Consider the following 21,984-nt stretch of genomic DNA (forward strand, 5'->3'; position numbering starts at 1 on the left):
TACTGACCGGCACGGAACCGCCCGACACGCCATCCTCACCAGCGCCGCGACCGACTCGAACCCGGCAGCGCCGCCGAACCACCGCATCGCTCCCGAAGATCGCTCCCGAAGATCGCTATCGAAGCGGCGGTGAAGCCCACAGCGCCACCGCCCGGCCGCACGGCGGCTGAGCAGCAAGATCTGGAGTGCGATCATGTGCCAGCACCGCCCCCCGTGTCCCACCTCCGCCGACCTCGACCGGGAAGCCGCGCACGTGGTCGCGGCGTACCCAGGCCAGGGCTGGAGTCTCCTGTGCAACGGCGTCCTGCTCTTCGAGGACACCGGTGAACTGCTCCCCGACGGCTGTGTCATCGCCCCGCACCGGCCCACCGATTCGTACTCGCTCCCCTCACCGCGTCGGGTGGCGCGACTCGGCGCGGGCGTGGCGGCCCTCAGCGTGAGTGCGGCGATCTGATGACCCCCGGAACGGCGTGCCGAATCGTCCGACCTCTGCCCGGGAGATGGCACCGATGCTCGGCACCCTGACCGTTTCCGAGCCGGGCCACGCACGGGTCGCCCTGGCGAGCCGTACCGCTGGACCGGCGTTCGCGCCTCGGTCCGCGCAGCAGGCGCTTATGGCCGCGCCCGCGAGGGAGTGCTGGGCCCGGACCGCGCGCCGGTTCGCCTCGGTCCTGCTTTCGCACTGGCGGCTGGGCGCCGCCGACCGGGACTCCGCAATCCTTATCGTCGGGGAGCTGGTCGCCAACGCCGCGCAGCACGGGCGCTCGGACATGACGCTGCGTCTGACCCTGCACCCGCACGTGCTGGACATCGCCGTGGCAGATCACGGCGGGCCCCTCCCGAGACGGGCATCCCGGTGTGAGGACGCGGACGAGCACGGCCGGGGGATCGACATCGTCAGAGCTCTCGCGACATGGGTGGAGATCCTTCAGGACGAGACCGGCCGACAGGTCCGGGCCGGCCTCAGCGTCACGGTGCCGCACCCGCGCGCGTTCTGACGATCGCGCCCGTTCGGACGATCCCAAGGGCCGCCGATCCCCGTGCCGCCGATCCCCGTTCCGCGCGACCCGTTCCCCGGACCGGGCCGCGGCTGGAAACTGGATTCCCAGCAGTGCCGCCAGCCGGATCCGTGGGGGGAATCATGTCCGCGTTCGAGGGCTTTGGCGTGTCCATCTTCGGCATCGCCGTACTGATGGCCGTGGCGCTCGCCTGGGCCTGGGTGTGGCGGCGCCGAGCGCGGCGCTGCGAGGGAGTCGTCGTCGAGGCCTTCACCGCCCGGACCGCCGCGCCGCCGACGTGGACGACGATCGAGACGCGCCGGGTACGCGTGCGCTACACGGACCAGGGCGGGCGGGTGCGCGAGTTCCGCGAGGACTCCCTGCTGGACGTCGGTGCCAAGGTGACCGTGCTGCACTCGTGGCACTGGCCGAGGGTCGCGCAGATCGGCAAGCCCGCTGCGGGCGGTCCCGTGTCCGCAGACGGCACCGCCCATCCCAGGTCGTAGCGGGGCTCAGTTGTAGTGGGGCTCAGCTGCCGACCAGGCGCAGTCGGGCCAGGGACAGCGTGGTGGTGCTGGGTGAGCCGGTCAGGGGCGTCCGGTAGTCGGGTGTCGCAGCAGTGAAGGCCCAGACCAGGTCGCCGGTGGGGAGAACCGCGATGTCGCCCGAGATGTGGGCGGGCGCCACCGCGTCCGGGGTGAGGAAGTGTCCCGCGGTGTCGATCAGGCGCAGGTGGGTCCCGCTGAAGCGACCGGTGCAGGTGCCGCTCGCGCAGGAGGCGTTGGAGACGCTCTCCCAGGACACGAGGAAGCGGTTCTTCCCGTAGCTCGCGATGTGCACGTTGACGTGGTCGGTTCCGGGATCGTCGGTGAGGTACACCGGCTTCCCGGTGGGGGTGGACCCGTTCGAGAGAACGGCGAGCGCGACCTGGTGGGTCGACCAGCGTGGGGCGACCGTCCAGCCGCGCCCGCTGGAGTCCTGGGAGTTCTTCACCGCTGCGACCGCTCCCCTGGAGGCGAACGCGGTGGCGTAGACACCGGAGGCGGATCTGGCGATGGCCCCCGTGCTGTCCGGGAAGGCACCACCGCAGTAGCCGGCCCAGCACTGCTCGCGCTGCACGACCGGAGCCTCGTCCGGGGCGCCGATTCCGGTGCTGACCAGCAGGCCCGAGCGCCAGTCGTCGAAGCAGAGCGAGGTGAAGGGGCCTGACGCCTCCGGGTAGAGGGCGATCCCCTCGTTGTGGCTGCAGCCCCAGTCCCAGCCGCCGGACTGGCGGGTGCCGTCGGCGCTCGCGTACACCAGCTTGTCGCCGTAGTGGCCGTCGGCGGGGCCGCCCGCGCCGTGCACCACGAAGTAGGCGCCGTAGCGACTGCCGTTCCAGGCCAGCTGCCCTGCGAGTCCGGGGCTGCTGTCGTTGCTCGCCGCGCCGGTGAGGCGGTCGGTGAAGACCGCGCTGGAGCCCCGGTAGCGGATCAGGGCGGCGGCGGTGTCGCCCCACTTGTTGCTGTCCGGGACGCGGGTGAGCAGCGCGAAGCCGTCGTTGTGGGCGACCAGGCCGCCCACCTCCTGCGTGCCGGGCACTACGGTGTCCGCGCCGCTGCGGGCCAGCGCCGGTGTCAGCGCGGTCACATGGACGCCGTCCGCTGCGGGCCAGGCCACCCGCACGGTGCCGCCCGGGGAAGTGGCCACGGCCACCCGGGTCCACTGGGCGAGGTCGTTGTAACCCGGCTCCAGATAGTGCAGGGCGGCAGGGAGTCGCAGTTGAGTGACCGTCAGGCGCTGGGTCAAGGTGGAGCTCGCCGGCAGGCCTGCGCTTGGCGGCGCGGGGTGGGCGGCGGCAGCCGCAGCGGACGTCCGGGTCGGCGCCGCCGCAGGGCTGCTCCGCGCCGTGGCGGCGGTGCGGGAGGCGGCCGACACCGTCAGCGGAGCGTTCACCGGTGCCGTGGTCCTCGCCTGCGCGTACGCCACCACTCCGCCTGCGGCCACCATGCCGACGGCGGTGGCCGCGACCACGGGCTTCCACGCCAGGGTCTTCCGGGCCGCGTGCCCGCCGATCCGCCGGGCGGCGGAGTTGGAGGCCGCGGCGTGCGGCAGCGGTGCGGACAGCGGCGGCGCGGCCGGCAACGGCACCAGAGCGAGACCCACCAGCAACTGCTCCGCCGGCACCAGGTCGGCGGCGTTCGCCAGGCAGCGCGAGCAGTCACGCACATGCCTGGCGAGCCGCTTGCGCCACAGCGCCGCCGGACGCCCGTCCCAGGCGGACGCCGCGACGGCCAGTTCCGCGCAGCGAGGATCCGCCGCCAGCGCGCGGACCACCGTTCGTGCCGTTTCCAACTGCGTCTTGACGCGCTGCACCCGTACGGCGGCGTGCTGCGGCTCCAGGTCGAGGGCGGTGGCCAGTTCCTCGCGGGTGAGCCGGCCGGCGGCCTCCAGCCACCACAGCGACAGCAGTTCCCGGTCCTCGGAGCCGAGCCACCGAGTCGCCTCCACCGTCTCCCTGCGTTGTCCCGACAGTCCCAGCCGAAGGATCGTCAGCCCCTCGAAGTCGGCGCCCGGATCGGCGTCCCCGGCCAGGTCGTCCAGCGGCCGGGGACGGGCGCTCCACTGCTGCCCCCGGCTGGTGCGCACCTTGTTCAGCGCGATCGCCACCACCCAGGACCGCAACCGCTCCGGCTCCCGCAGCTGCGGCAGGCCGCGGCAGACCCCGAGCATGGTCTCCTGCACCACGTCGTCGACATCGGCATGGCCCTCCAGGGCCCGCCCGACGACGTTGTAGACCAGGGGGAGGTAGGCCGCGACGATCCTGTCGCGGGCGCGCTCGTCACCGGCCTGTGCCGCAGACACCGTAGAGATATCCAACTGCCCGTCCATACGCCTCGCCGCTCCCGATCGCTCGAACACCATGACTGTCCGTACAGGAGTCCGGGCGGACGCAGGCCGCATAACAGAAAAACGGCCGTCCGTCGGTGGCGCAGGACGTGTCAGCCACCGGCCATCGGCCCGGACCACCAGTCGCGTGTCACCCGGCGGACCGCCGATTTCGCATCACCGGGTTAGCGCATATTGATTTCCGGAGGCTGTCCAAGGACCAGCAGGAAGCTGTGAGTGGGAATTTCCACATTGCTTCATGGAATCTCCATCGTTCGCCGGGAACCCGATTCGCCGGAGCATTGTCTGTAAGGTCGACAGCTCGATCGACAGGGAACGGCCCGGCGGAGGGCATATGCACGACACGCTCATGATCAAGCTCGGTGACCTGGCGAACTCGGCCAGAAGGCACCGGAGAATCTCCCCGGTCGAGGCGTTCAAAAGGCTGTGGCCACTGGCCCGCCGTCATCGGCTGCTCATGCTGGTCTCCGCACTGGGGCTCGTCGTCTCCGCCGCGTGCGACACCGCCGCGATCCAGGTCTTCGAATACCTCACCGACCACGTTCTGACCACCGGCCGGATCGGTGCCTTCTGGATTCCGGCCGGTATATGGCTCGCGGTCGCGGTACTCGGTGCGAGCGCGACCTTCGTCGGCAGCTACACCGCGAGCTGGGTCGGCGAGCACTGCCTGCTCGAGTTCCGCGACCGGGTCTTCCGGCACGTCCAGCGACTGCCGCCGGACTTCTTCGACAACCGGCAGACCGGCGACCTGGTGGCCCGGCTGACGAGCGACATCGACGCGATGGAGCCGCTGATGGCGTCCACCCCGGTCACCCTGGTCAACACCGCGGTCAGCATGGTGTTCTTCGCGGGCGCCGCGCTGTGGGTCCGCTGGGACCTCGCACTGATGACCTTCGCCGCCGCCCCGCTGTTCTGGTTCGCGGCCCGGGTCTTCTCCAGCCGCATCCGCGGGGTCACCCGGGACGAGCGTGACGCGAACGGCGCGCTCACCACCGCCCTGGAGGAGAACCTGGCCAACATGACCCTGGTCCAGGCGTACAACCGGGAGGAGACCGAGCGGGAGAAGGTCCACCGCGAAGGGCTGGCCTGGCTGCGCAACGCCGTCGCCGCCTACCGCCTCTCCTACGCATACGGCCCGCTGGCCGAGGTCATCGAGACGGTCTGCGTCCTGGCAGTCGTGGGGGCAGGGGCCTGGGAGATCTCCGCCGGACGCCTGACCCTGGGCGGGCTGCTCGCCTTCGCCGCCTACATCGGCTACCTCTTCCCCCACATCCAGTCCCTGGGCTCGATCGCCATCGGGCTCTCCTCCTCCACCGCCGCCGCCGAGCGAGTCTTCGAAGTACTCGCGGTGCAGCCCTCGGTGCAGGACGCCCCCGGCATCCGGCCCTCCCGGCCCGGCCCCGGGGCGCGTGGCGTGATCAGCTTCGAGCAGGTGGCCTTCACCTACCCCGGGTCGCAGCGCCGCATCCTGGAGGACCTCTCCTGCACCGCCTGGCCCGGTCAGCTGGTCCTGCTCGACGGGCCCAGCGGGGCCGGGAAGTCGACCCTGGCCAAGCTGCTGCTGCGGCTCTACGACCCGGCCGAGGGCAGAATCACCCTGGACGGCGTGGACCTCCGGGATCTGACGCTGCGTGAACTGCGGGACCAGGTGACGCTGGTGCCACAGGAGACCATGGTCTTCCACGGCACCATCCGCGAGAACATCGCCTACGGCAGGCCGGGCGCGACCGGCGCCGACGTGCGACAGGCCGCGGTGGACGCCGATCTGGACGGCTTCGTGTCCGACTTCCCGGACGGCTACGACACCGTGATCGGCCAGAACGGACGGCTGCTGTCCGGCGGCCAGCGGCAGCGGCTCGCGATCGCCCGCGCGATCATCAGGGACACACCTGTGCTCATCCTGGACGAACCGACCACCGGACTCGACGACGAGTCCGCAGCCCGGGTGATGGCCCCGCTGCGGCGGCTGATGGGGAGCAGGACGACCTTCCTGATCACCCATGACCAGGCGCTCGCGACCCAGGCCGACGTCGTGCTTCCGGTCACCCCCGGCGCCGGTCCGCACCCCCGGATCCCTGCTGCCGGTCCCAGTCGCGCCCGCGCGGCGGTGGACTACGTCCCCGACAGCTACTGGCGCTGATGATGACCAGGGACCTGACATCCGGCGGGCGGAGTCGCGAGTACCTGCGCCGCCCGGACGGCACGCCGGTCCGGGTGCTGGTCGTGGACGACGAACCGGCACTCGTGGAGCTGCTGACCATGGCGCTGCGCTACCAGACCTGCGACGTCGAATCCGCCGGCGACGCCGCCGGCGCACTGCGCGCCGCGCGCGAGTTCCACCCCGACGCGGTCGTCCTGGACGTCGGACTGCCGGATCTCAGCGGACTCGAGCTCTGCCGGCTGCTGCGCGAGGAGCTACCGGGGATCCCGGTGCTGTTCCTCACCGCCAGAGACGCCGTCGAGGACCGGATCGCGGGTCTGAACGCCGGTGGCGACGACTACGTGACCAAGCCGTTCAGCCTGGAGGAGGTGGTCGTACGGATGCGCCGCCTGCTCCGGCGCACGGGAGTGTACAGCCCCCGGCCGACCCCCTTGCTGGTCGCCGGAGACCTGACCCTGGACCAGGAAAGCCGCGAGGTTCGGCGGGCCGGGCACCTTCTGCCGCTGACCCGGACCGAGTTCGCGCTGCTCGGTTTGCTGATGCGCAATCAGCGGCGGGTCCTCACCCGCACCCAGATCCTCGACCAGGTCTGGCCGCACAACCCGGATGCCCGTGGCAACGTCGTGCCGCTCTACATCTCCTACCTGCGCCGCAAGGTGGACAGCGGACGGGCGCCCACGATCCACACCGTGCACGGCGTCGGGTACACGCTGCGCCCCGCGGACTGAAACGAACCGGGGGGAGCGGAAAGGTAGAGCGGAAAGATAGAGCGGAACCGGAGAGCGGAACCGGAGAACGGAAAGGCGGTGAGGTCCGGAGGGAAGTCACCTCCGGACCGCACCGCCTGGTCGGAGCCCCGTTCAGGGCGCCCCGGTCACGGCGTTCCGCTCGGGCCCGGCCCCGCTACCGGGCAGCGCGGTGCTGCTGCCCGGGCAGCGGCGGCGGGAGCTTCTTGTGGTGCTTCTTCGGCGGCGGCGGAGGGGGGAGAGCCTTCTTCGGCTTCCGGACGGGGATGAGAGGTGCGAAACCCATGGTTACTCCTTGCTGGGCCTGGATCCCGGGCGGGTTCCAGGGCTGTTTTCGAAACTCGGCGACGGGTGGATATTCACCTCCGAATGCAGTGGCGGATACCCGGGACAATGGGGTCTTCCGAAACCCCGTCGACCGAACGATTCGAATGTACCCCATTGCCAGCCGGGTTCGCGTTCACGATATTCGAAGGAATGCACCGGCATTGCCGTGGCCTGCGGTTATATGAGTCAGATGTGTGCGGATCATAGAAGCTTGATATCTTCGGGCAGAATGCCGGGGAAGCCTTCACGGCCCGATCACAACTCGAACTCGGAATCTGCTCGGTCGGACGCAGCCTGCAGGGTCGGTGGGGGAGCCGGAGTCGGTCCGTAACGCCGCCGGCTCCGTTCGCGGCAGCGGGAGCGGAGCTGCGGGCCCTGCCGACGGTGAAACACCCGTAGGGTTTCGGGGACGAGCCATCAGACCGGATCAGGAGCCTTGCCCATGCTGTCGTCCGCCCAGTCCTCCACCTCCCGTCGCGACGATTTCGGGACGCTACCGGACGGCCGCGACGTGCATCGCTGGACCCTCGCGGACGAGACCGGTCTGACGGCGTCCGTCCTCACCTACGGCGCGATCCTGCAGAGCCTGACCGTCCCCGGCACCGACGGCCGGGCGGTGAACGTCGCGCTCGGATACGACACGCTGGGCGGGTATCTGACCCGGGTCCCTTACTTCGGCGCCACCATCGGCCGGTTCGGAAACCGCATAGCCGGGGGCCGGTTCACGCTCGACGGGCGAGTGCACGAGGTTCCGCTCAGCGACGCCCCGCGGCCCAATTCGCTGCACGGCGGCGAGGAGGGGTTCGACACCCGGTTGTGGGAGGCCGAGCCGGTCGACGGCGGCGTCGAGTTGACGCTGGTGAGCGCGGACGGCGACCAGGGCTTCCCGGGAACCCTGCGCGTCTCCGTCCGCTACACCCTGACTGCGGGTCAGCTCCGCATCGACTACCGGGCGACCACCGACGCGCCCACCGTTGTGAACCTCACCAACCACTCCTACCTCAACCTCGCGGGCGAAGGCGCAGACACGGTCCTCGACCACGAGCTGGCGCTCGCCGCAGACGCGTTTCTGCCCGTCGATCCACAGCTGATCCCGCTCGGCGCCGCCGGGTCCGTGGCCGGTACGCCCTTCGACTTCACCACCCCGCGCGCGCTCGGGGAGCGCATCCACGAGGCCCACGAGCAGCTACGCCTGGCCGGGGGATACGACCACTGCTGGGTGCTCGACGGTGGCCGCACCGCGGAGCCCCGCCCGGTGGCATGGCTCGCCCACGCGCCGTCGGGTCGTGTCCTGACGGTGTCCACGACCGAACCCGGCATCCAGGTCTACAGCGGCAACGGCCTCGACGGCAGCCTCACCGGCCCGTCCGGGCGCCGTTACGGTCGCTACGCCGGAGTCGCCCTGGAGACCCAGCACTTCCCCGACTCGCCCAACCGTCCGGACTTTCCCTCCACCGAACTGCGCCCGGGCGCGGAGTACCGCTCGACCACGATCTACGGGTTCGGCGGGGAGGCCCCCCGGCAGTAGGGAGGCCCGCCGGGCAGGATCGGCGGACGCGGCTGCGCCCCGGTGGACCTGACGTCACCTCACCGGGGCGCGCGGGCCGGTGGAGTCGCGGATGACCAGACGGCAGGGCACCGGCTCGACGCCGTGGTGGGGATTGCCGTCGATCGCATCCATCAGGCGCAGCGCGGCGACGCGGCCCACCTCCAGGAGGTTGGTGTCGACCGTGGTCAGCGGGGGACGCGAGGCGAGTGCCATGACGTCCCAGTTGTCGTATCCGACCACGGCGATGTCCTGGGGTACGAGGTGTCCGGATTCGCGCAGGGCGTCGGCCACGCCTCGGGCTATCTGGTCGTTGCCGCAGAAGAAGGCGTCGCAGTCGGGATCCGCGCGCAGGACGATGTCCGTGGCCTGGCGCCCCCAGCTCTCGCTCCACTCGCCGTGGTGGACACGTCCCGCGGCGAGTTGGAGCCCGAACTCGGCCAGCTCGGAGCGGGTGTGCGCGGCGCGGGCCGTGGCTGCGGCGTGGTGCTCCGGGCCGGTGACGTGGGCGATGCGGGTACGCCCGCTGTCGGCGAGGTGCTGCACGGCCAGCCGAACTCCGTGCGCGTCGTCGGAGACCACGGAGCTGTCCTCCGGATCGGTGGAGGGACCCAGAGCGTAGACGACGGGCACCGAGATCGGTCCCGGCAGCGGCGGCCTGGGGTCGGTACGGCGGCCCGCGACGATGATGCCGTCCACGCCGCGCGCGGTCAGGGCTCGCAGATGGTGGCGTTCACGGATGGCGTCGCCGCGGGTGTCGCAGAGCAGCACGGAGATCTCGCCGGCGCCCAGCGCGTCCTCGGCGCCGAGCAGGACCGGCATGCCGAAGCGCCCGATGCTGTCCGTGGTGATCAGGCCGACGGTCCAACTGCGGCCCGACAGAAGGCTCTGGGCGATGGCGCTGGGCTGGAAGTTGAGCTGCTCGGCTGCGGCACGGACCCGTTCCCGGGTTTCGGGGCGAAGTCGGCCCCTCCCGTTGATCGCCTTGGACGCGGTGCCGGGGGTCACCCCGGCCAGCGCGGCCACGTCGGTGAGCGTGGCACGTGGCGCGGTGGATCCCCGTTCGGCGGTCGGCATGGGAAAACCTTTTCTCAAGTGACGGTCAACTGTCAATCCTTGCACAAAGACCAGGTGGGGGTTCACACAGGTCGCAGAAATCCCTTGTGTGCAACTCCTTGACGCGGGGCGGAGCGGGCTCTAGCTTCTGCGAAGGCAAAGGGTTTCCCACTGCGTTTCCTCTGATTCACGGAGCTGCTCCATGACCTACCCCGCACCCGACGATCCGCCCCGGACAGGCCGCTCCGGGCCTGTTCGCCCTGGACCCGATGCCCGTATCGCTCTGCAGCCGGCCACCGCCGCCCACATCAGTGACGGCTTCTGGTTCGCGCGTCGTCAGGTGAACGCTCACATGAGCATTCCACAGGGTCCGGGTCTGCTCGAGTCGGCAGGCAACCTGCACGACCTGCGCCTTGCCGCCGGCACGGCGAGCGGCGAGTACCAGGGCCACTACCCCTTCATGGACTCGGACGTCTACAAGTGGTTGGAGGCCGCCTCCTGGGAACTGGCTCACACGGCGCCTGAGGACGCGGGCCCCGAACTGCGCCGGCTGGCCGACGACGTGGAGCGCATCGTCACCCTGGTCGCCGAGGCCCAGCAGCCCGACGGATACCTCAACACCTGGTTCCAGGTGGCCAAGGGCGGCGAACGCTACCAGGACCTGCGCTGGGGGCACGAGCTCTACTGCGCGGGCCACCTGATCCAGGCGGCCGTCGCGCACCACCGCTCCACCGGCCGGGAGAACCTGCTCGAGGTGGCACGCCGGTTCGCCGACCACATCGACACCGTCTTCGGCGCCGACAAGCAGATCGACGGCATCGACGGGCACCCCGAGGTCGAGACCGCACTCGTCGAGCTCTTCCGTGAGACCGGCGAGCGCCGCTACCTCGACCTGGCCGCCTACTTCGTGGACCGCCACGGACACGGGCTGCTCGGCGGCGAGGCGTACTGCCAGGACCGCACGCCCCTGCGCGAGGCCGAGAACGTCGAGGGCCACGCGGTGCGCCAGCTCTACCTGCTTGCCGCAGCCGCGGACCTGGCCGCCGAGACCGGCGAGACCGAGCTGCGCGCGGCGAACGAGCGGCTGTGGCTCGCCATGACCGCAACCAAGACCCACCTGACCGGCGGCCTGGGCGCGCACCACGACCAGGAGGACTTCGGCGACCCCTACGAGCTGCCCAACGAGCGTGCCTACTGCGAGACCTGCGCCGCCGTCGCCTCGATCCAGTGGAGCTGGCGGATGGCCCTGCTCACCGGGCAGGCCCAGTACAGCGACCTGATCGAGCGGACCCTGTTCAACGGATTCCTGGCCGGGGTCTCCCTGGACGGCGAGAGCTGGCTGTACGTCAACCCGCTGCAGGTGCGCGACGGCCACACCGATCCGGGCGGTGACCAGTCCGCGCGGCGCACCCGCTGGTTCCGCTGCGCCTGCTGCCCGCCGAACGTGATGCGGCTGCTGGCCAGCCTGCAGCACTACCTGGCCTCCACCAACGGGGAAGGGTTGCAGCTGCACCAGTACGCGACCGGCCGGTACACCGGCGACGTCGCCGGCGCGCCAGTTGTTGTTAGCGTTAACACGAACTATCCCTGGGACGGCCGGATCACCCTGACCGTCGACCAGGCTCCTGGGGACCGGCCCTGGACACTGTCGCTGCGCATCCCGCAGTGGTGCGAGCAGTACGCCGTTCAGTGCGGCCCGGACACCCTGGAGGCGCAGGCCGCCGACGGCTGGCTGCGCCTGGAGCGCACCTGGCAGACCGGCGAACGCGTGGTCCTGGACCTGGACCTGGAGCCGCGTCTGACCCGGGCGGATCCTCGGGTGGACGCCGTGCGCGGCTGCGTGGCCATCGAACGCGGGCCGCTGGTCTACTGCCTGGAACAGGTCGACCACCCCGGTGGCGGTCTGGACGACGTGGTCCTGGACACCGGGCGTCCGCTGGCCGTCAAGCACCGTCCCGATCTGCTGGGCGGAGTCACCGTGGTCGCCGGCGCGGGATGGCGCCGCAGCCTGCCCGTGCCGCAGTGGTGGCCCTACCAGCGCACCGACCAGCAGCCTGACGCCGCCGACGAGACCGGCGAGCGCGTCGAACTCACCGCCGTCCCCTACTACGCGTGGGCGAATCGCCAGGACGGCAGCATGCGCGTCTGGCTCCCCACGGCGTAGTCGTTCCACGCCTCGACTCCTCAACCCCGACTCCTCAACCCCCGACCAGCGACACCTTCCCCGCGTTTCCCCGCCGGATCCCCTTCCGGCGTCCCACCCTCCCCGAAATCCTGAGGTCCTGACATGAGACGCCCCCGTCGTCACATCACACTCGCCGCCGTCGCCGCCGCGGTCGGCGTCCTGGCCACCACCAGCGCCTGCGCCGGCTCCAGCACCGCCACGGCCTCCTCCCCGGCGAAGGCCGGCAGCTACACCTTCTGGGACCCCTACCCGCAGTTCGACGGCACGTCCGCCTGGGCCAAGCTGGTGAGCTCGTGCGGGACCCAGGCCGGAGTCACCGTCAAGCGCACCGCCTTCGACACCACCGATCTGACCAACAAGGCGCTGCTGGCCGGGCAGCAGGGCAACTCGCCCGACGTCATGCTCGTGGACAACCCGGTCGTCTCCACGCTCCAGTCCGCCGGGATCCTCAACAGGACCAGCGACCTGAGCCTGGACACCTCGGCGATCCAGCCCAACATCATCGGTGCCGGAACCGTCGACAAGGCCGCCTACGGCGTGCCCATCGGCGCGAACACCCTGGCGCTCTACTACAACGCCGACGTCCTGTCGGCGGCCAAGGTGGATCCCGCGTCCATCACGGACTGGAAGTCCCTGACCGCGGCCCTGCAGAAGGTCAAGGCGGCCGGCAAGAAGGGCATCACGTTCTCCGCGATCGGCACCGAGGAGGGCAGCTTCCAGTTCCTGCCGTGGTTCTGGGGGGCGGGCGCGGACCTCACGAAGGTCAACTCGGCCCAGGGCGCAGCGGCCCTGAGCCTCTGGAAGGGCTGGATGACCGCCGGCTACGCCCCCAACGACGTGCTCAGCAACACCCAGACCACCAGCTGGCAGGAGTTCGCGACCGGTCAGTACGCCTTCGGCGAGAACGGCACCTGGCAGTTGGCGAACGCGGCCAAGGCCGGCTTCAAGTACGGCGTCATCAGCATCCCCGCCGAGTCCGGTGGTTCCGCGCCCGCCCCCACCGGCGGTGAGTTCGTCACCGTGCCGGTGCAGAAGGACACGTCGCGCTACGCGACCACCGAGAAGATCGTCTCCTGCTTGATCAGCAACACCAACCTCCTTGCCACCGACAGCACGCTGTCCTACATCGCGCCGGTCGCCGCGGTGCAGACCCAGCAGGTCCAGCAGAACGCGGCGCTGAAGCCGTGGGTCGCCGCCGTCGCTGCGGCGAAAGGCCGCACCAGCAACGGTCTGGGCACCAAGTACCCAGTGATCTCGGAGCAGTTGTGGACGGCGGTGCAGGCCGCGCTGTCCGGGTCGCAGAACCCGCGGGCGGCACTGGACGCCGCCCAGCAGGCCGCCGCGTCCAAGATCGGAAACTAAGACCGACCGGCAAGGACCGACCGGCAAGGACCGACCGGCAAGGGCCGGTTCGGCCGGCACCTCGCTCGACACCCCCACCCTCCCCACCCAAGAGAGCGGAGCTATGGTCCCCACCACGAGCCGCCAGTCCCGCAGATCCCTCACCCGCGCCGCCGCCGCGCTCGGCGCGCTGGCCCTGGCCGCGGCCCCGACCGTGCTGGCCGCCCCCGCCCACGCGGCGGCCACGGCGTCCACCACCCTGGTCGTCAACGCCAACCAGCCCTTCCGCACGGTCACCCACGCCGCCTCGGGCAGCCTGTACGGGCTGTCCAGCGCCACGACCCCGGCCGACAGCCTGGTCACCCCGCTGCACCCGAACACCTTCGTGCAGATGGCCCCGGGCGGCTCGCAGCTGCCCAACGGCGAGACCGCCCCCGGCGGCGACGCGCTGGTGGTGGCGGCCAAGGCTGCGAACGCCGGCGCCAAGGTGGTCGTCCGGATGCCGGACTGGTATCCCAACTTCCCCTACAAGTGGGTCAGCTGGAGCAACTGGCTGTCGGCCGTCGACACCCAGATCGGCTCGGTCAAGGCATCGGGCGCGGGCAACATCAGCGCCTACGAACTGTGGAACGAGCCCGACTGGACCTGGGACACGACTAACGCCGGTGCCTTCGACGCCGGCTGGGTCACCACCTACCAGGAGGTCCGCTCCAAGGACACGGCCACCCCGATCCAGGGCCCCAGTTACTCCGCCTGGAACCTGTCGTGGATGACGCAGTTCCTCACCTACGCCAAGGCCCACAACACGCTGCCGGACATCGTCAGCTGGCACGAACTGCAGGGCGACCAGAACATAGCCGCCGACGTGGCCGCCTACCGGAACCTGGAGTCCAGCCTGGGCATCAGCGCGCGGCCCGTCGCCATCGAGGAGTACGGCACCACCAGCGAGGTCGGCGTCCCCGGCGCGCTGGTCGGCTACGTCGCCAAGTTCGAGCGGGCCGGAGTCAACAACGCCGAACTGGCCTTCTGGAACCTGTACGGCACCCTGGGCGACACCCTGACCACCACGGGGGGCTCGCCCAACGGCTCCTACTGGCTCTACAAGTGGTACGGCGACATGACCGGGAACATGGTCAGCACGGTGCCTCCGGCCCAGACCGGAATCGACGGCGCCGCCTCGGTGAACAGCGCCGGAAACCAGGTCAGTGTCATCTTCGGCGGTGGCACCGGCGCCACTGCGGTGACGGTCAACGGCCTGGGCTCCCTGTCGGCCTTCGGCAGCACGGCCCATGTCCAGCTCCAGTACACCCCGTCGCCGGGCCGCACCAGCGGGGTGTCCGCTCCCATCACGATCTCCTCCAGCGACTACACCGTCGTCAACGGATCGATCACCGTCCCGGTGGCGATGAACGCCGCCGACGGATACCACCTGGTCATCACGCCCAGCGGCAGTTCGACCACGCTCAGCGGCACCTACCAGATCGTCAACTCCAACAGCGGCCTGGCCCTGGACACCCAGAACGCCGGCACCGCGCAGGGAACCCTGGTCGACCAGGCCACCTCCAGCACCGGCACCGACCAGTCCTGGACCCTCACCCCGGCAGGCTCCGGCCTCTACAAGATCGTGAACAAGGCCAGCGGCCTGCTCCTGGGCATCACCAACGCCTCCACCAACGCCGGGGCCACAGCCCTGATCTGGGGGGACAACGGCACCACCGACCACCTGTGGCAGCTCATCCCCACCAGCCGCGGCTCGTATCAGATCGCCAATGACAACAGCGGGCTGCTGCTGGGAGTCACCAACATGAGCACCGCCTCCGTCGCCCAGGTCCTGCAGTGGAACGACAACGGCACCGCCGACCACCTGTGGAACCTCGTGCCGCGCTGACCGACCGGCTGGGGCGACTGCGCCGCTCTCGACGCGGAGCCGCCCACCCGCGGCTCCCCGTCGAGCAGTTGCCCCAGCACGCTGCGCGCAGTCCAAGCCGCGAAGGGGCGTACCGGCGACAACCTGGGTGCCGCGTACTCCACGATCTCCCAGCGGCTCTCCAACGCCGTCCACCTCTCGCTCGGCGGAGAGACGTCGCCGCAGGCCGCGCTCGCGGCAGCCCAGTCCGCCGCAAAGTAGCAAGGATCCCGTTACCGTGAACCACACCGCACAGCTGCCACGACGCCGACCGGCCTCCGATCGCCGACCCGTGAAGGGCACCCCCACGTCGGCGCCTCCGCGTCGTCGCGCGAATCCTGAGCGCTGGGCTGCTTGGGGGTTCCTCGCCCCGGTACTCCTGTACCTGGCGGTGTTCTACGCCTATCCGCTGTACCGGAACCTGGATCTGAGCCTGCGTCACTACACGCTGCGCTCGTTTGTGCAGGGTGGTGCGCCGTTCTCGGGGCTGGCGAACTACCGCCAGGTGCTGGGTGATCCCACGTTCGTACCGGCGCTGCTGCACACGGTGGTGTTCACCGCGGTGAGTCTGGCGTTCCAGTACGGGATCGGGCTGGCGCTGGCGGTGTTCTTCACCCAGCACTTCCGGCTCTCGGCGACGCTGCGCGCGCTGTTCCTGGTGCCGTGGCTGCTGCCGCTGATCGTGTCGGCGTCGACCTGGTCGTGGATGCTCAACAGCGACTCAGGGGTGGTCAACGCGGTGCTGCACGGGCTGGGCATCGCCCCGGTGCACTGGCTGACCTCGCCCACCTGGTCGCTGGCGTCGGTGACGCTGGCGAACATCTGGATCGGCATCCCGTTCAACCTGGTGGTGCTCTACAGCGGGTTGCAGGCCATTCCGGGCAGTCTGTACGAGGCAGCCGCGCTGGACGGCGCGAACGCCTGGCAGCGGTTCTGGCGGATCACCTTCCCGCTGCTGCGGCCGGTCTCGGCGATCACCCTGCTGCTGGGACTGGTGTACACGCTCAAGGTGTTCGACATCATCTGGATCATGACCCGGGGCGGTCCGGCGGACTCCTCGACCACCTTCGCCACCTGGTCATACCGGCTGGGCTTCGGCAACCTGCTGCCCGCCTTCGGCCCCGGTGCGGCGGTGGGCAACCTGCTGGTGGTCGCCGCCCTGGGCTTCGGCCTGCTCTACATCCGCGTCCAGCGAAAGCAGAACACCCCGTGACCACACGATCGACGACCACGGCAGCCCGCACCACCTGGTGGAAGACCGCCCTGGGACTGGCCCTGACCGCGGTCATGCTGTTCCCGGTCTACTGGATGGTCAACGTCTCGCTGACCCGCGACCAGGACATGCGCCGCACCCCACCGGCCTGGTTCCCGCTGCACGGCACCCTGGACGGCTACCGCGCCGTCCTGCACGAGCAACTGCCCTACCTCGGAACCAGCCTGGGGATCGGACTGGGCACCGTGGCGCTGACCGTGGCGCTGGCCGCCCCGGCCGGCTACGCGCTGGCCAAGCTGCGCCCGCGCGGTGGCGGGGTGCTCAGCTTCCTGCTGCTGGTGGCGCAGATGATCCCGGGGATCATCATGGCGATGGGCTTCTACGCGATCTACCTGCGGTTGGGCCTGCTGCAGTCGGTGCCGGGGCTGATCGTGGCCGACTCCACCCTGGCGGTGCCGTTCGGCGTGCTGATCTTCACCGCGTTCATGTCCACCATCCCCGGCGAGTTGTTGCAGGCGGCCAGGACCGACGGCGCGGGCAGCGTGCGCACCTTCTGGTCCATCGTGCTGCCGATGAGCCGCAACGCGGTGGTCACCGTGTCGCTGTTCGCGTTCCTCTGGTCCTGGTCGGACTTCGTGTTCGCCAGCACCCTGGACGGCGGCGGCGCCCGCGAGCCGATCACCCTGGGCATCTACCACTACATCGGCAACAACAACCAGCAGTGGAACGCCATCATGGCCACGGCCGTCGTCGCCTCCCTCCCGGCCACCCTGATCCTGGTCCTCGCCCAGCGCTACATCGCCGCCGGCGTCACCACCGGAGCCGTCAAGGACTGACCCGGCGACCGGCCCGAACCAGAGTGGACAACGGAACGGTCGTGATCTAGTTTACCGGCGTACGAATCGTTGGGAGATTGGCCAGACCGTTGAATGATGTCGTGACCGGTGAGCTCGATGCCGTCGACCGGGAGATCCTCCGGATCCTGCAGGCGGACGGCCGCGCCACCCATGCCGCCATCGCCAAGACGGTCGGGCTGACCGGCCCGTCCGTCTACTCCCGGGTGCGGCGGATGGAGCGTGACGGCGTGATCCGCGGCTACACCACGCTCATCGACCCGCAGGCGCTCAACCAGGGCCTGGTCGCACACATGCGGGTGGTGACCCGTGCCGACGCCGACGAGCAGCAGCCGTTCGAGACCTTCGTCCACGGCGAGCCGCAGGTGCTGGAATGCCACGACGTCGACGGTGAGGACAGCTATGTGCTCAAGGTGCGTACCGGGTCCCCGCAGACCTTGCGCCTCCTCCTCGCGCGGATCCGGGCGATCCCCGGCGTCACCCGGACCGTGACCTCCATCGCGCTGGAGACCATCAAGGAGCCCACAGCCAGCGCACACCTCACCGCGCCGCAGCCGGTGCGGAACCAGGAGGTCCGGCCGTGACCGAGGCGCTCTGGCTCGGCGTGCTGCTCGGTGCGGGCGCGGCGCTGTCCGTCGGCCCGATCTTCGTGACGATCCTGCAGACCTCCGCGACCCAGGGATTCGCGGCCGGGCTCCGGGTCATCCTCGGCTCCGCCACCGCCGACCTGATCCTCATGGTCCCGGCGCTGGCCTTCGCCGGGGTCATCAGCGCGGTCGCCGGGGCGGCGGTATGGGTCGGCTCGGTCGGCGCGGCGTTCTTCCTCTACCTCGCCGCAGTGGCGGTGCGCGACGCCCGCCGGCTGTGGCGCCGTCAGGCCGCCTTTCCGGCGGCGGAGTCCTGGGCCTTCTGGAAGGGGGTCACGGCCAACCTGGTCAACCCGCTCTCCTGGACGTTCTGGCTTGCCACCGGCACGCCCACGATGCTGCAGGCCCGGCATGCGGCAGGCTGGGCCGGGCTGGTCCTCTTCACGGTGACCTGGTTCGCCGTCGCCTCAGGACTGGAAGCCGCCCTCGCCTTCGCCATCGCTCGTTCCGGCCGTGGATTCGGAATCCGCGGCCAGAGCCTGCTCAACGCCGCGTCCGGCGCTCTGTTCGTCGCCCTCGCCGCCGTCCTGCTCGCCCGCGACGTCCTCCCGCAGCTCTCATTCGCATGACCTGGCCCTTGACATCCTCGTGGACAGAACGGCGGTGAGAGAGGGTTCCTGGCTGTTGCCTGTGCGCGCTGTGTTGACTTTGGGTCAGCTGGCGGTTTGACTGCTCTCCAACACACATTTGGCAACGTTGTCACGCGGACCAGCGACCCCTGACAACGTTGTCTCCAGGCTGGGCGCATGCAGTGGCCGAGAAGACCGTCCCCGTCCCTTGGAGGCACGTGATGGCACGATCCGGGCGCCCTGGCGCGTCCGTCCTCCGCACAGCTCTCGCCGCGTTCTCCGCGGCCGCGCTGGTGGCGCTGCCGCTGCAGGCGCTGGCGGCTCCTGCCGCCCACGCGGTCGGCCTCGTCAACGACCCGGCCTCGCTGGTGAATCCCTTCATCGGGACGTCCGGCGCGGTCGACACCTTTCCCGGCGCGGACGCGCCCTTCGGCATGGTGCAGTGGAGCCCTGACACCACCAGCCGTCCGGACGGCGGCGGTTATGAGTACACCGACAAGAAGGTCTCGGGCTACAGCCTGACCCACATGTCCGGGCCGGGCTGCCCGGCCGCGGGCGATCTGCCCATCCTGCCCTTCACCGGCGCGATCAGCGGCAGTCTCGGTGCGACCACGGTCGGTTTTGACCACAGCAAGGAGAGCGCGCAGGCCGGGTACTACGCGCTGACCGACGCCGCCGGAGTGGCCACCCGACTGAGCGCCACCACCCGGGCCGGGATCGGCCAGTTCACCTTCCCCAGCGGGTCCGACGCCCATCTGCTCCTCAAGTTGAGCGGAGGCGCCACCAAGATCGACGGAACCCGGGCGCAGGTGGTCAACGACCACGAGGTGGTCGGCGCGATCGACAGCGGCCACTTCTGCGGCGCCAACAACACCTACACGCTGCACTTCGACATCAGCTTCGACCACCCCTTCAGCAGCAGCGGCACCTGGGTCGGCAGCACGGTGAACCCGAACGTCAAGACGTTGAAGCTGGGCGCCCCGGTGCAGCAGCCGACCCCCCGCTCGACCCGACCGGCCCAGCAGGAACCCCACTTCACCCTCCCGGAGCGGACACAGCCCACGACCCACGGCAGCAACGGGGCTCCGGCGACCAAGGCCCCCACCAACCCGCCGGTGGTCGGCGCCAACGGCGTCTACCTCGGCTTCGACACCTCCACGGCATCGACCGTCACCGCGAAGGTCGGCATCTCGTACACCTCGGACGCCAACGCCACGGGCAACCTCGCCGGCGAGATCCACGGCTGGGACTTCGACGCCGTGCGACAGGCCACCCACGACGCCTGGAACCGGACCCTCGACCGGATCCAGGTGGGCGGCGGAAGCAGCGACCAGCAGACCGAGTTCTACACGGCCCTCTACCACGCACTGCTGCACCCCAACGTGTTCTCCGACAGCAACGGGCAGTACATGGGGATGGACCGGCAGATCCACACCACCGCCAAGGGGCACGTCCAGTACGCCAACTACTCGGGCTGGGACACCTACCGCTCGCAGACCCAGCTGATGGCCGTGGTCGCCCCGCACGTGGTCTCGGACGTGGTCCGGTCCATGCTGAACGGCTACGACCAGACCGGGATACTGCCCAAGTGGGCGCAGAACAACGGGGAGAGCTACGTCATGGTCGGCGACCCCGCCGACGGCATCATCGCTGACGCCTACGCCTTCGGCGCCCGCGACTTCAGCACCGGCCACGCCCTGGATGCGATGACCTGGCAGGCCACCCACGCCAACAACGACCGTCCGGGCGAGTCCGTGCGGGACGCCAAGGGATACCTCCCGATCGACAACAGCACCTGGGGCTGCTGCAACTTCTACGGCCCGGTATCGACCCAGCAGGAGTACGACACCGCGGACTTCGCCATCGCCTCGCTCGCCAAGTCCCTCGGGAAGAAGGACCTTTACACCTCCTTCGCCGGCCGGGCCCAGGACTGGCAGAACGTCTTCGACCCGCAGACCGGCTACCTGCAGGCCAAGCTGGCGAGCGGCGAGTTCGCGACCGGCTTCACCCCCGGTACCTCCAACGGGTTCGTCGAGGGCACCTCGGCCCAGTACACGCCGATGGTCCCGTTCAACCTCCAGGCGCTGATCCGCTCGCGCGGCGGGGTCGACGCCTACGGCAGCTATCTGGACGACCTGCTGTCCAACCTGGCCAAGCCCGGCAGCACCAACGCCGACCTCAGCAACGAGCCCAGCCTGGAGATCCCCTGGGAGTACGCGTACCTGGGCCAACCCTGGAAGGCCCAGAAGGCGGTGCGGGACGTGCAGCAGCAGCTGTACTTCAACGCTCCGGTCGGCTCCTTCGGCAACGACGACCTGGGTGCGATGTCCTCCTGGTACGTGTGGTCCGAGCTGGGCATGTACCCGGAGACGCCCGGCACCGACACGCTCGTGCTCGGCAGCCCGGTCTTCCCGACCGCGCGCGTGCAGATCGGCAGCGGGCACGCGCTGACGATCAACGCTCCCGCCGCGGCCACCGGCAGCCCGTACGTGCAGGGCCTGAAGGTCGACGACAAGGCATGGAACCAGCCCTGGGTGAGTTTCGCCGAACTGTCGGGCGGCGCGACCCTGGACTACACCCTGGGCAGCACTCCCAACACCGCCTGGGGCTCGTCGGCTTCCGCCGCGCCGCCCTCCGACAGCACCGGTCAGCGCGACATCGTCGCCGCGACCGGCCCGTCAGGCGCCGGTCTGGTTCTGGCGCCCGGCGCGAGCGGAACCGGAACGCTGGACCTGGTCAACATCTCCGGTAGTCCGGTCAGCGTCTCCTGGTCGGCGAAGCCGCCCGCCGGGGTGACCCTGACCGCCACCGCCGGAAGCGTCACCGTCCCGGCCAACTCCCGCGCGGAGCAGCAGTTGCAGGTGACCGCGGGAGGCGCTGAGGGCGCCTACTCGGTGCCGATCAGTCTCAGCACGGGCGGTGTCGGCACCCTGCCGCCGACCGCGCTGCACGTCGCGGTGGCCACGGCGGGCTCGTTGTGGCCGTACGCCACCGGGACCGGCGTGTACGCCGACGGTGCCACCTTCGGCGGCGGCTTCGACGAGCAGGGCTGGGCCTACTCGCAGAACGCGCTGGACGCCGCCGGGGTGAAGACCGGGAGCACGGTCACCGCGGACGGCATCACCTATCCGTGGCCGGCCGGGGCGGGCAAACCGGACAACATCGCTGCGGCCGGCCAGACCATCCCGGTCTCCGCACCCGCGGGTGCCACCGCAGTCGGGTTCCTCGGCGCCGCGATCAACGCGCCCGCGAAGGGCACCAGTGGTGTCGTGACCGTCACGTACACCGACGGCTCCTCCGACAAGGTCACCCTGGCCCTGGCCGACTGGACCCTCGACGCCGGGTCCAGCAAGCCGGTCGCCGGGACCAGCACGGTCGTCACGACGCCGTACCGCAACGTCGCCGACGGCACCCGGGACAAGGTGACCACCTACGTGTTCAGCAGCAGGCTCCCGCTGACCGGGGGCAAGCAGGTCGCCAGCGTCACCCTGCCGGTGACCGCGGACGGGACCCTGCATCTGTTCGGCATCGGCTTCGCGAGCTGAT

General features: G+C 70.3%; 16 protein-coding genes and 1 pseudogene. 14 read left to right on the top strand and 3 right to left on the bottom strand.

The genetic code is table 11. The features are described 5' to 3' along the window. Positions 1-193: 193 nt before the first annotated feature. The 3 genes and pseudogenes from ABIA33_RS10275 to ABIA33_RS10285 form a co-directional block, all read left to right on the top strand. A pseudogene (locus ABIA33_RS10275) lies at positions 194-367 on the top strand (DUF5999 family protein); the annotation flags it as partial. 142 nt (positions 368-509) lie between these two features. Next, positions 510-998, top strand: a complete 489-nt coding sequence (locus ABIA33_RS10280; RefSeq protein WP_370079584.1) for an ATP-binding protein — start codon at positions 510-512, stop codon at positions 996-998. 143 nt (positions 999-1,141) lie between these two features. Beyond that, complete coding sequence (locus tag ABIA33_RS10285) at positions 1,142-1,504, top strand: DUF3592 domain-containing protein (protein WP_370079586.1); 363 nt, start codon at positions 1,142-1,144, stop codon at positions 1,502-1,504. 22 nt (positions 1,505-1,526) lie between these two features. Here ABIA33_RS10285 and ABIA33_RS10290 read toward each other — a convergent pair whose 3' ends face one another. After that, positions 1,527-3,842, bottom strand: coding sequence for an RNA polymerase sigma factor (locus ABIA33_RS10290; RefSeq protein WP_370079588.1), 2,316 nt, complete (start codon positions 3,840-3,842; stop codon positions 1,527-1,529). Between the two features lie 379 nt (positions 3,843-4,221). On the opposite strand from ABIA33_RS10290, the gene ABIA33_RS10295 reads away from it, so the two are divergent. Both ABIA33_RS10295 and ABIA33_RS10300 read left to right on the top strand, forming a co-directional pair. Beyond that, positions 4,222-6,027: an ABC transporter ATP-binding protein gene (locus ABIA33_RS10295; RefSeq protein ID WP_370079590.1), complete on the top strand. Its 1,806-nt coding sequence runs from the start codon at positions 4,222-4,224 to the stop codon at positions 6,025-6,027. A 2-nt stretch (positions 6,028-6,029) separates the two neighbouring features. Continuing rightward, positions 6,030-6,776, top strand: coding sequence for a response regulator transcription factor (locus ABIA33_RS10300; protein WP_370079801.1), 747 nt, complete (start codon positions 6,030-6,032; stop codon positions 6,774-6,776). A 175-nt stretch (positions 6,777-6,951) separates the two neighbouring features. On the opposite strand, the gene ABIA33_RS10305 is transcribed toward ABIA33_RS10300, so the two are convergent. Continuing rightward, a complete protein-coding gene (locus ABIA33_RS10305) occupies positions 6,952-7,080 on the bottom strand; it encodes a hypothetical protein (RefSeq protein ID WP_370079591.1) in 129 nt (42 codons plus the stop codon). Positions 7,081-7,563: 483 nt separating this feature from the next. Between ABIA33_RS10305 and ABIA33_RS10310 the strand changes: the two genes are divergently transcribed. Then, a complete protein-coding gene (locus ABIA33_RS10310) occupies positions 7,564-8,649 on the top strand; it encodes an aldose epimerase family protein (RefSeq protein WP_370079593.1) in 1,086 nt (361 codons plus the stop codon). 54 nt (positions 8,650-8,703) lie between these two features. Here the strand turns inward: ABIA33_RS10310 and ABIA33_RS10315 are convergent, their stop codons facing one another. Further along, entirely contained in the window at positions 8,704-9,744 is a 1,041-nt protein-coding gene (locus tag ABIA33_RS10315; RefSeq protein WP_370079595.1) for a LacI family DNA-binding transcriptional regulator, read from the bottom strand. A 181-nt stretch (positions 9,745-9,925) separates the two neighbouring features. On the opposite strand from ABIA33_RS10315, the gene ABIA33_RS10320 reads away from it, so the two are divergent. The 8 genes from ABIA33_RS10320 (at position 9,926) to ABIA33_RS10355 (ending at position 21,983) form a co-directional block, all read left to right on the top strand. After that, the gene (locus tag ABIA33_RS10320) at positions 9,926-11,887 is read left to right on the top strand and encodes a glycoside hydrolase family 127 protein (RefSeq protein ID WP_370079597.1); all 1,962 of its coding nucleotides are present in this window, start codon (positions 9,926-9,928) and stop codon (positions 11,885-11,887) included. Positions 11,888-12,010: 123 nt separating this feature from the next. Continuing rightward, the gene (locus ABIA33_RS10325; protein ID WP_370079599.1) at positions 12,011-13,270 is read left to right on the top strand and encodes an extracellular solute-binding protein; all 1,260 of its coding nucleotides are present in this window, start codon (positions 12,011-12,013) and stop codon (positions 13,268-13,270) included. 103 nt (positions 13,271-13,373) lie between these two features. Beyond that, positions 13,374-15,137: an RICIN domain-containing protein gene (locus tag ABIA33_RS10330; protein ID WP_370079601.1), complete on the top strand. Its 1,764-nt coding sequence runs from the start codon at positions 13,374-13,376 to the stop codon at positions 15,135-15,137. Positions 15,138-15,393: 256 nt separating this feature from the next. After that, the gene (locus tag ABIA33_RS10335; RefSeq protein WP_370079603.1) at positions 15,394-16,368 is read left to right on the top strand and encodes a carbohydrate ABC transporter permease; all 975 of its coding nucleotides are present in this window, start codon (positions 15,394-15,396) and stop codon (positions 16,366-16,368) included. A gap of 74 nt (positions 16,369-16,442) precedes the next feature. Beyond that, positions 16,443-17,204, top strand: a complete 762-nt coding sequence (locus ABIA33_RS10340) for a carbohydrate ABC transporter permease (RefSeq protein WP_370079803.1) — start codon at positions 16,443-16,445, stop codon at positions 17,202-17,204. 101 nt (positions 17,205-17,305) lie between these two features. Next, positions 17,306-17,806, top strand: coding sequence for an Lrp/AsnC family transcriptional regulator (locus ABIA33_RS10345; protein ID WP_370079605.1), 501 nt, complete (start codon positions 17,306-17,308; stop codon positions 17,804-17,806). Next, the gene (locus ABIA33_RS10350; RefSeq protein WP_370079607.1) at positions 17,803-18,438 is read left to right on the top strand and encodes a LysE family translocator; all 636 of its coding nucleotides are present in this window, start codon (positions 17,803-17,805) and stop codon (positions 18,436-18,438) included. The genes ABIA33_RS10345 and ABIA33_RS10350 overlap by 4 nt, the downstream gene beginning before the upstream one ends. 221 nt (positions 18,439-18,659) lie before the next feature. Beyond that, on the top strand, positions 18,660-21,983 hold the full coding sequence (locus ABIA33_RS10355; protein ID WP_370079609.1) for a lectin: 3,324 nt from the start codon (positions 18,660-18,662) through the stop codon (positions 21,981-21,983). Position 21,984 lies beyond the last annotated feature (1 nt).

It is taken from the genome of Streptacidiphilus sp. MAP12-16 (assembly GCF_041262165.1).
Classification (GTDB): domain Bacteria; phylum Actinomycetota; class Actinomycetes; order Streptomycetales; family Streptomycetaceae; genus Streptacidiphilus.

Excerpts from the sequence above, each read along its gene's own strand:
- ABIA33_RS10280 (WP_370079584.1), top strand. The coding sequence starts at position 510 with ATGCTCGGCACCCTGACCGTTTCCGAGCCGGGCCACGCACGGGTCGCC.
- ABIA33_RS10285 (WP_370079586.1), top strand. The coding sequence starts at position 1,142 with ATGTCCGCGTTCGAGGGCTTTGGCGTGTCCATCTTCGGCATCGCCGTA.
- ABIA33_RS10295 (WP_370079590.1), top strand. The coding sequence starts at position 4,222 with ATGCACGACACGCTCATGATCAAGCTCGGTGACCTGGCGAACTCGGCC.
- ABIA33_RS10300 (WP_370079801.1), top strand. The coding sequence starts at position 6,030 with ATGACCAGGGACCTGACATCCGGCGGGCGGAGTCGCGAGTACCTGCGC.
- ABIA33_RS10305 (WP_370079591.1), bottom strand. The coding sequence starts at position 7,080 with ATGGGTTTCGCACCTCTCATCCCCGTCCGGAAGCCGAAGAAGGCTCTC.
- ABIA33_RS10310 (WP_370079593.1), top strand. The coding sequence starts at position 7,564 with ATGCTGTCGTCCGCCCAGTCCTCCACCTCCCGTCGCGACGATTTCGGG.
- ABIA33_RS10315 (WP_370079595.1), bottom strand. The coding sequence starts at position 9,744 with ATGCCGACCGCCGAACGGGGATCCACCGCGCCACGTGCCACGCTCACC.
- ABIA33_RS10320 (WP_370079597.1), top strand. The coding sequence starts at position 9,926 with ATGACCTACCCCGCACCCGACGATCCGCCCCGGACAGGCCGCTCCGGG.
- ABIA33_RS10325 (WP_370079599.1), top strand. The coding sequence starts at position 12,011 with ATGAGACGCCCCCGTCGTCACATCACACTCGCCGCCGTCGCCGCCGCG.
- ABIA33_RS10330 (WP_370079601.1), top strand. The coding sequence starts at position 13,374 with ATGGTCCCCACCACGAGCCGCCAGTCCCGCAGATCCCTCACCCGCGCC.
- ABIA33_RS10340 (WP_370079803.1), top strand. The coding sequence starts at position 16,443 with ATGCTGTTCCCGGTCTACTGGATGGTCAACGTCTCGCTGACCCGCGAC.
- ABIA33_RS10355 (WP_370079609.1), top strand. The coding sequence starts at position 18,660 with ATGGCACGATCCGGGCGCCCTGGCGCGTCCGTCCTCCGCACAGCTCTC.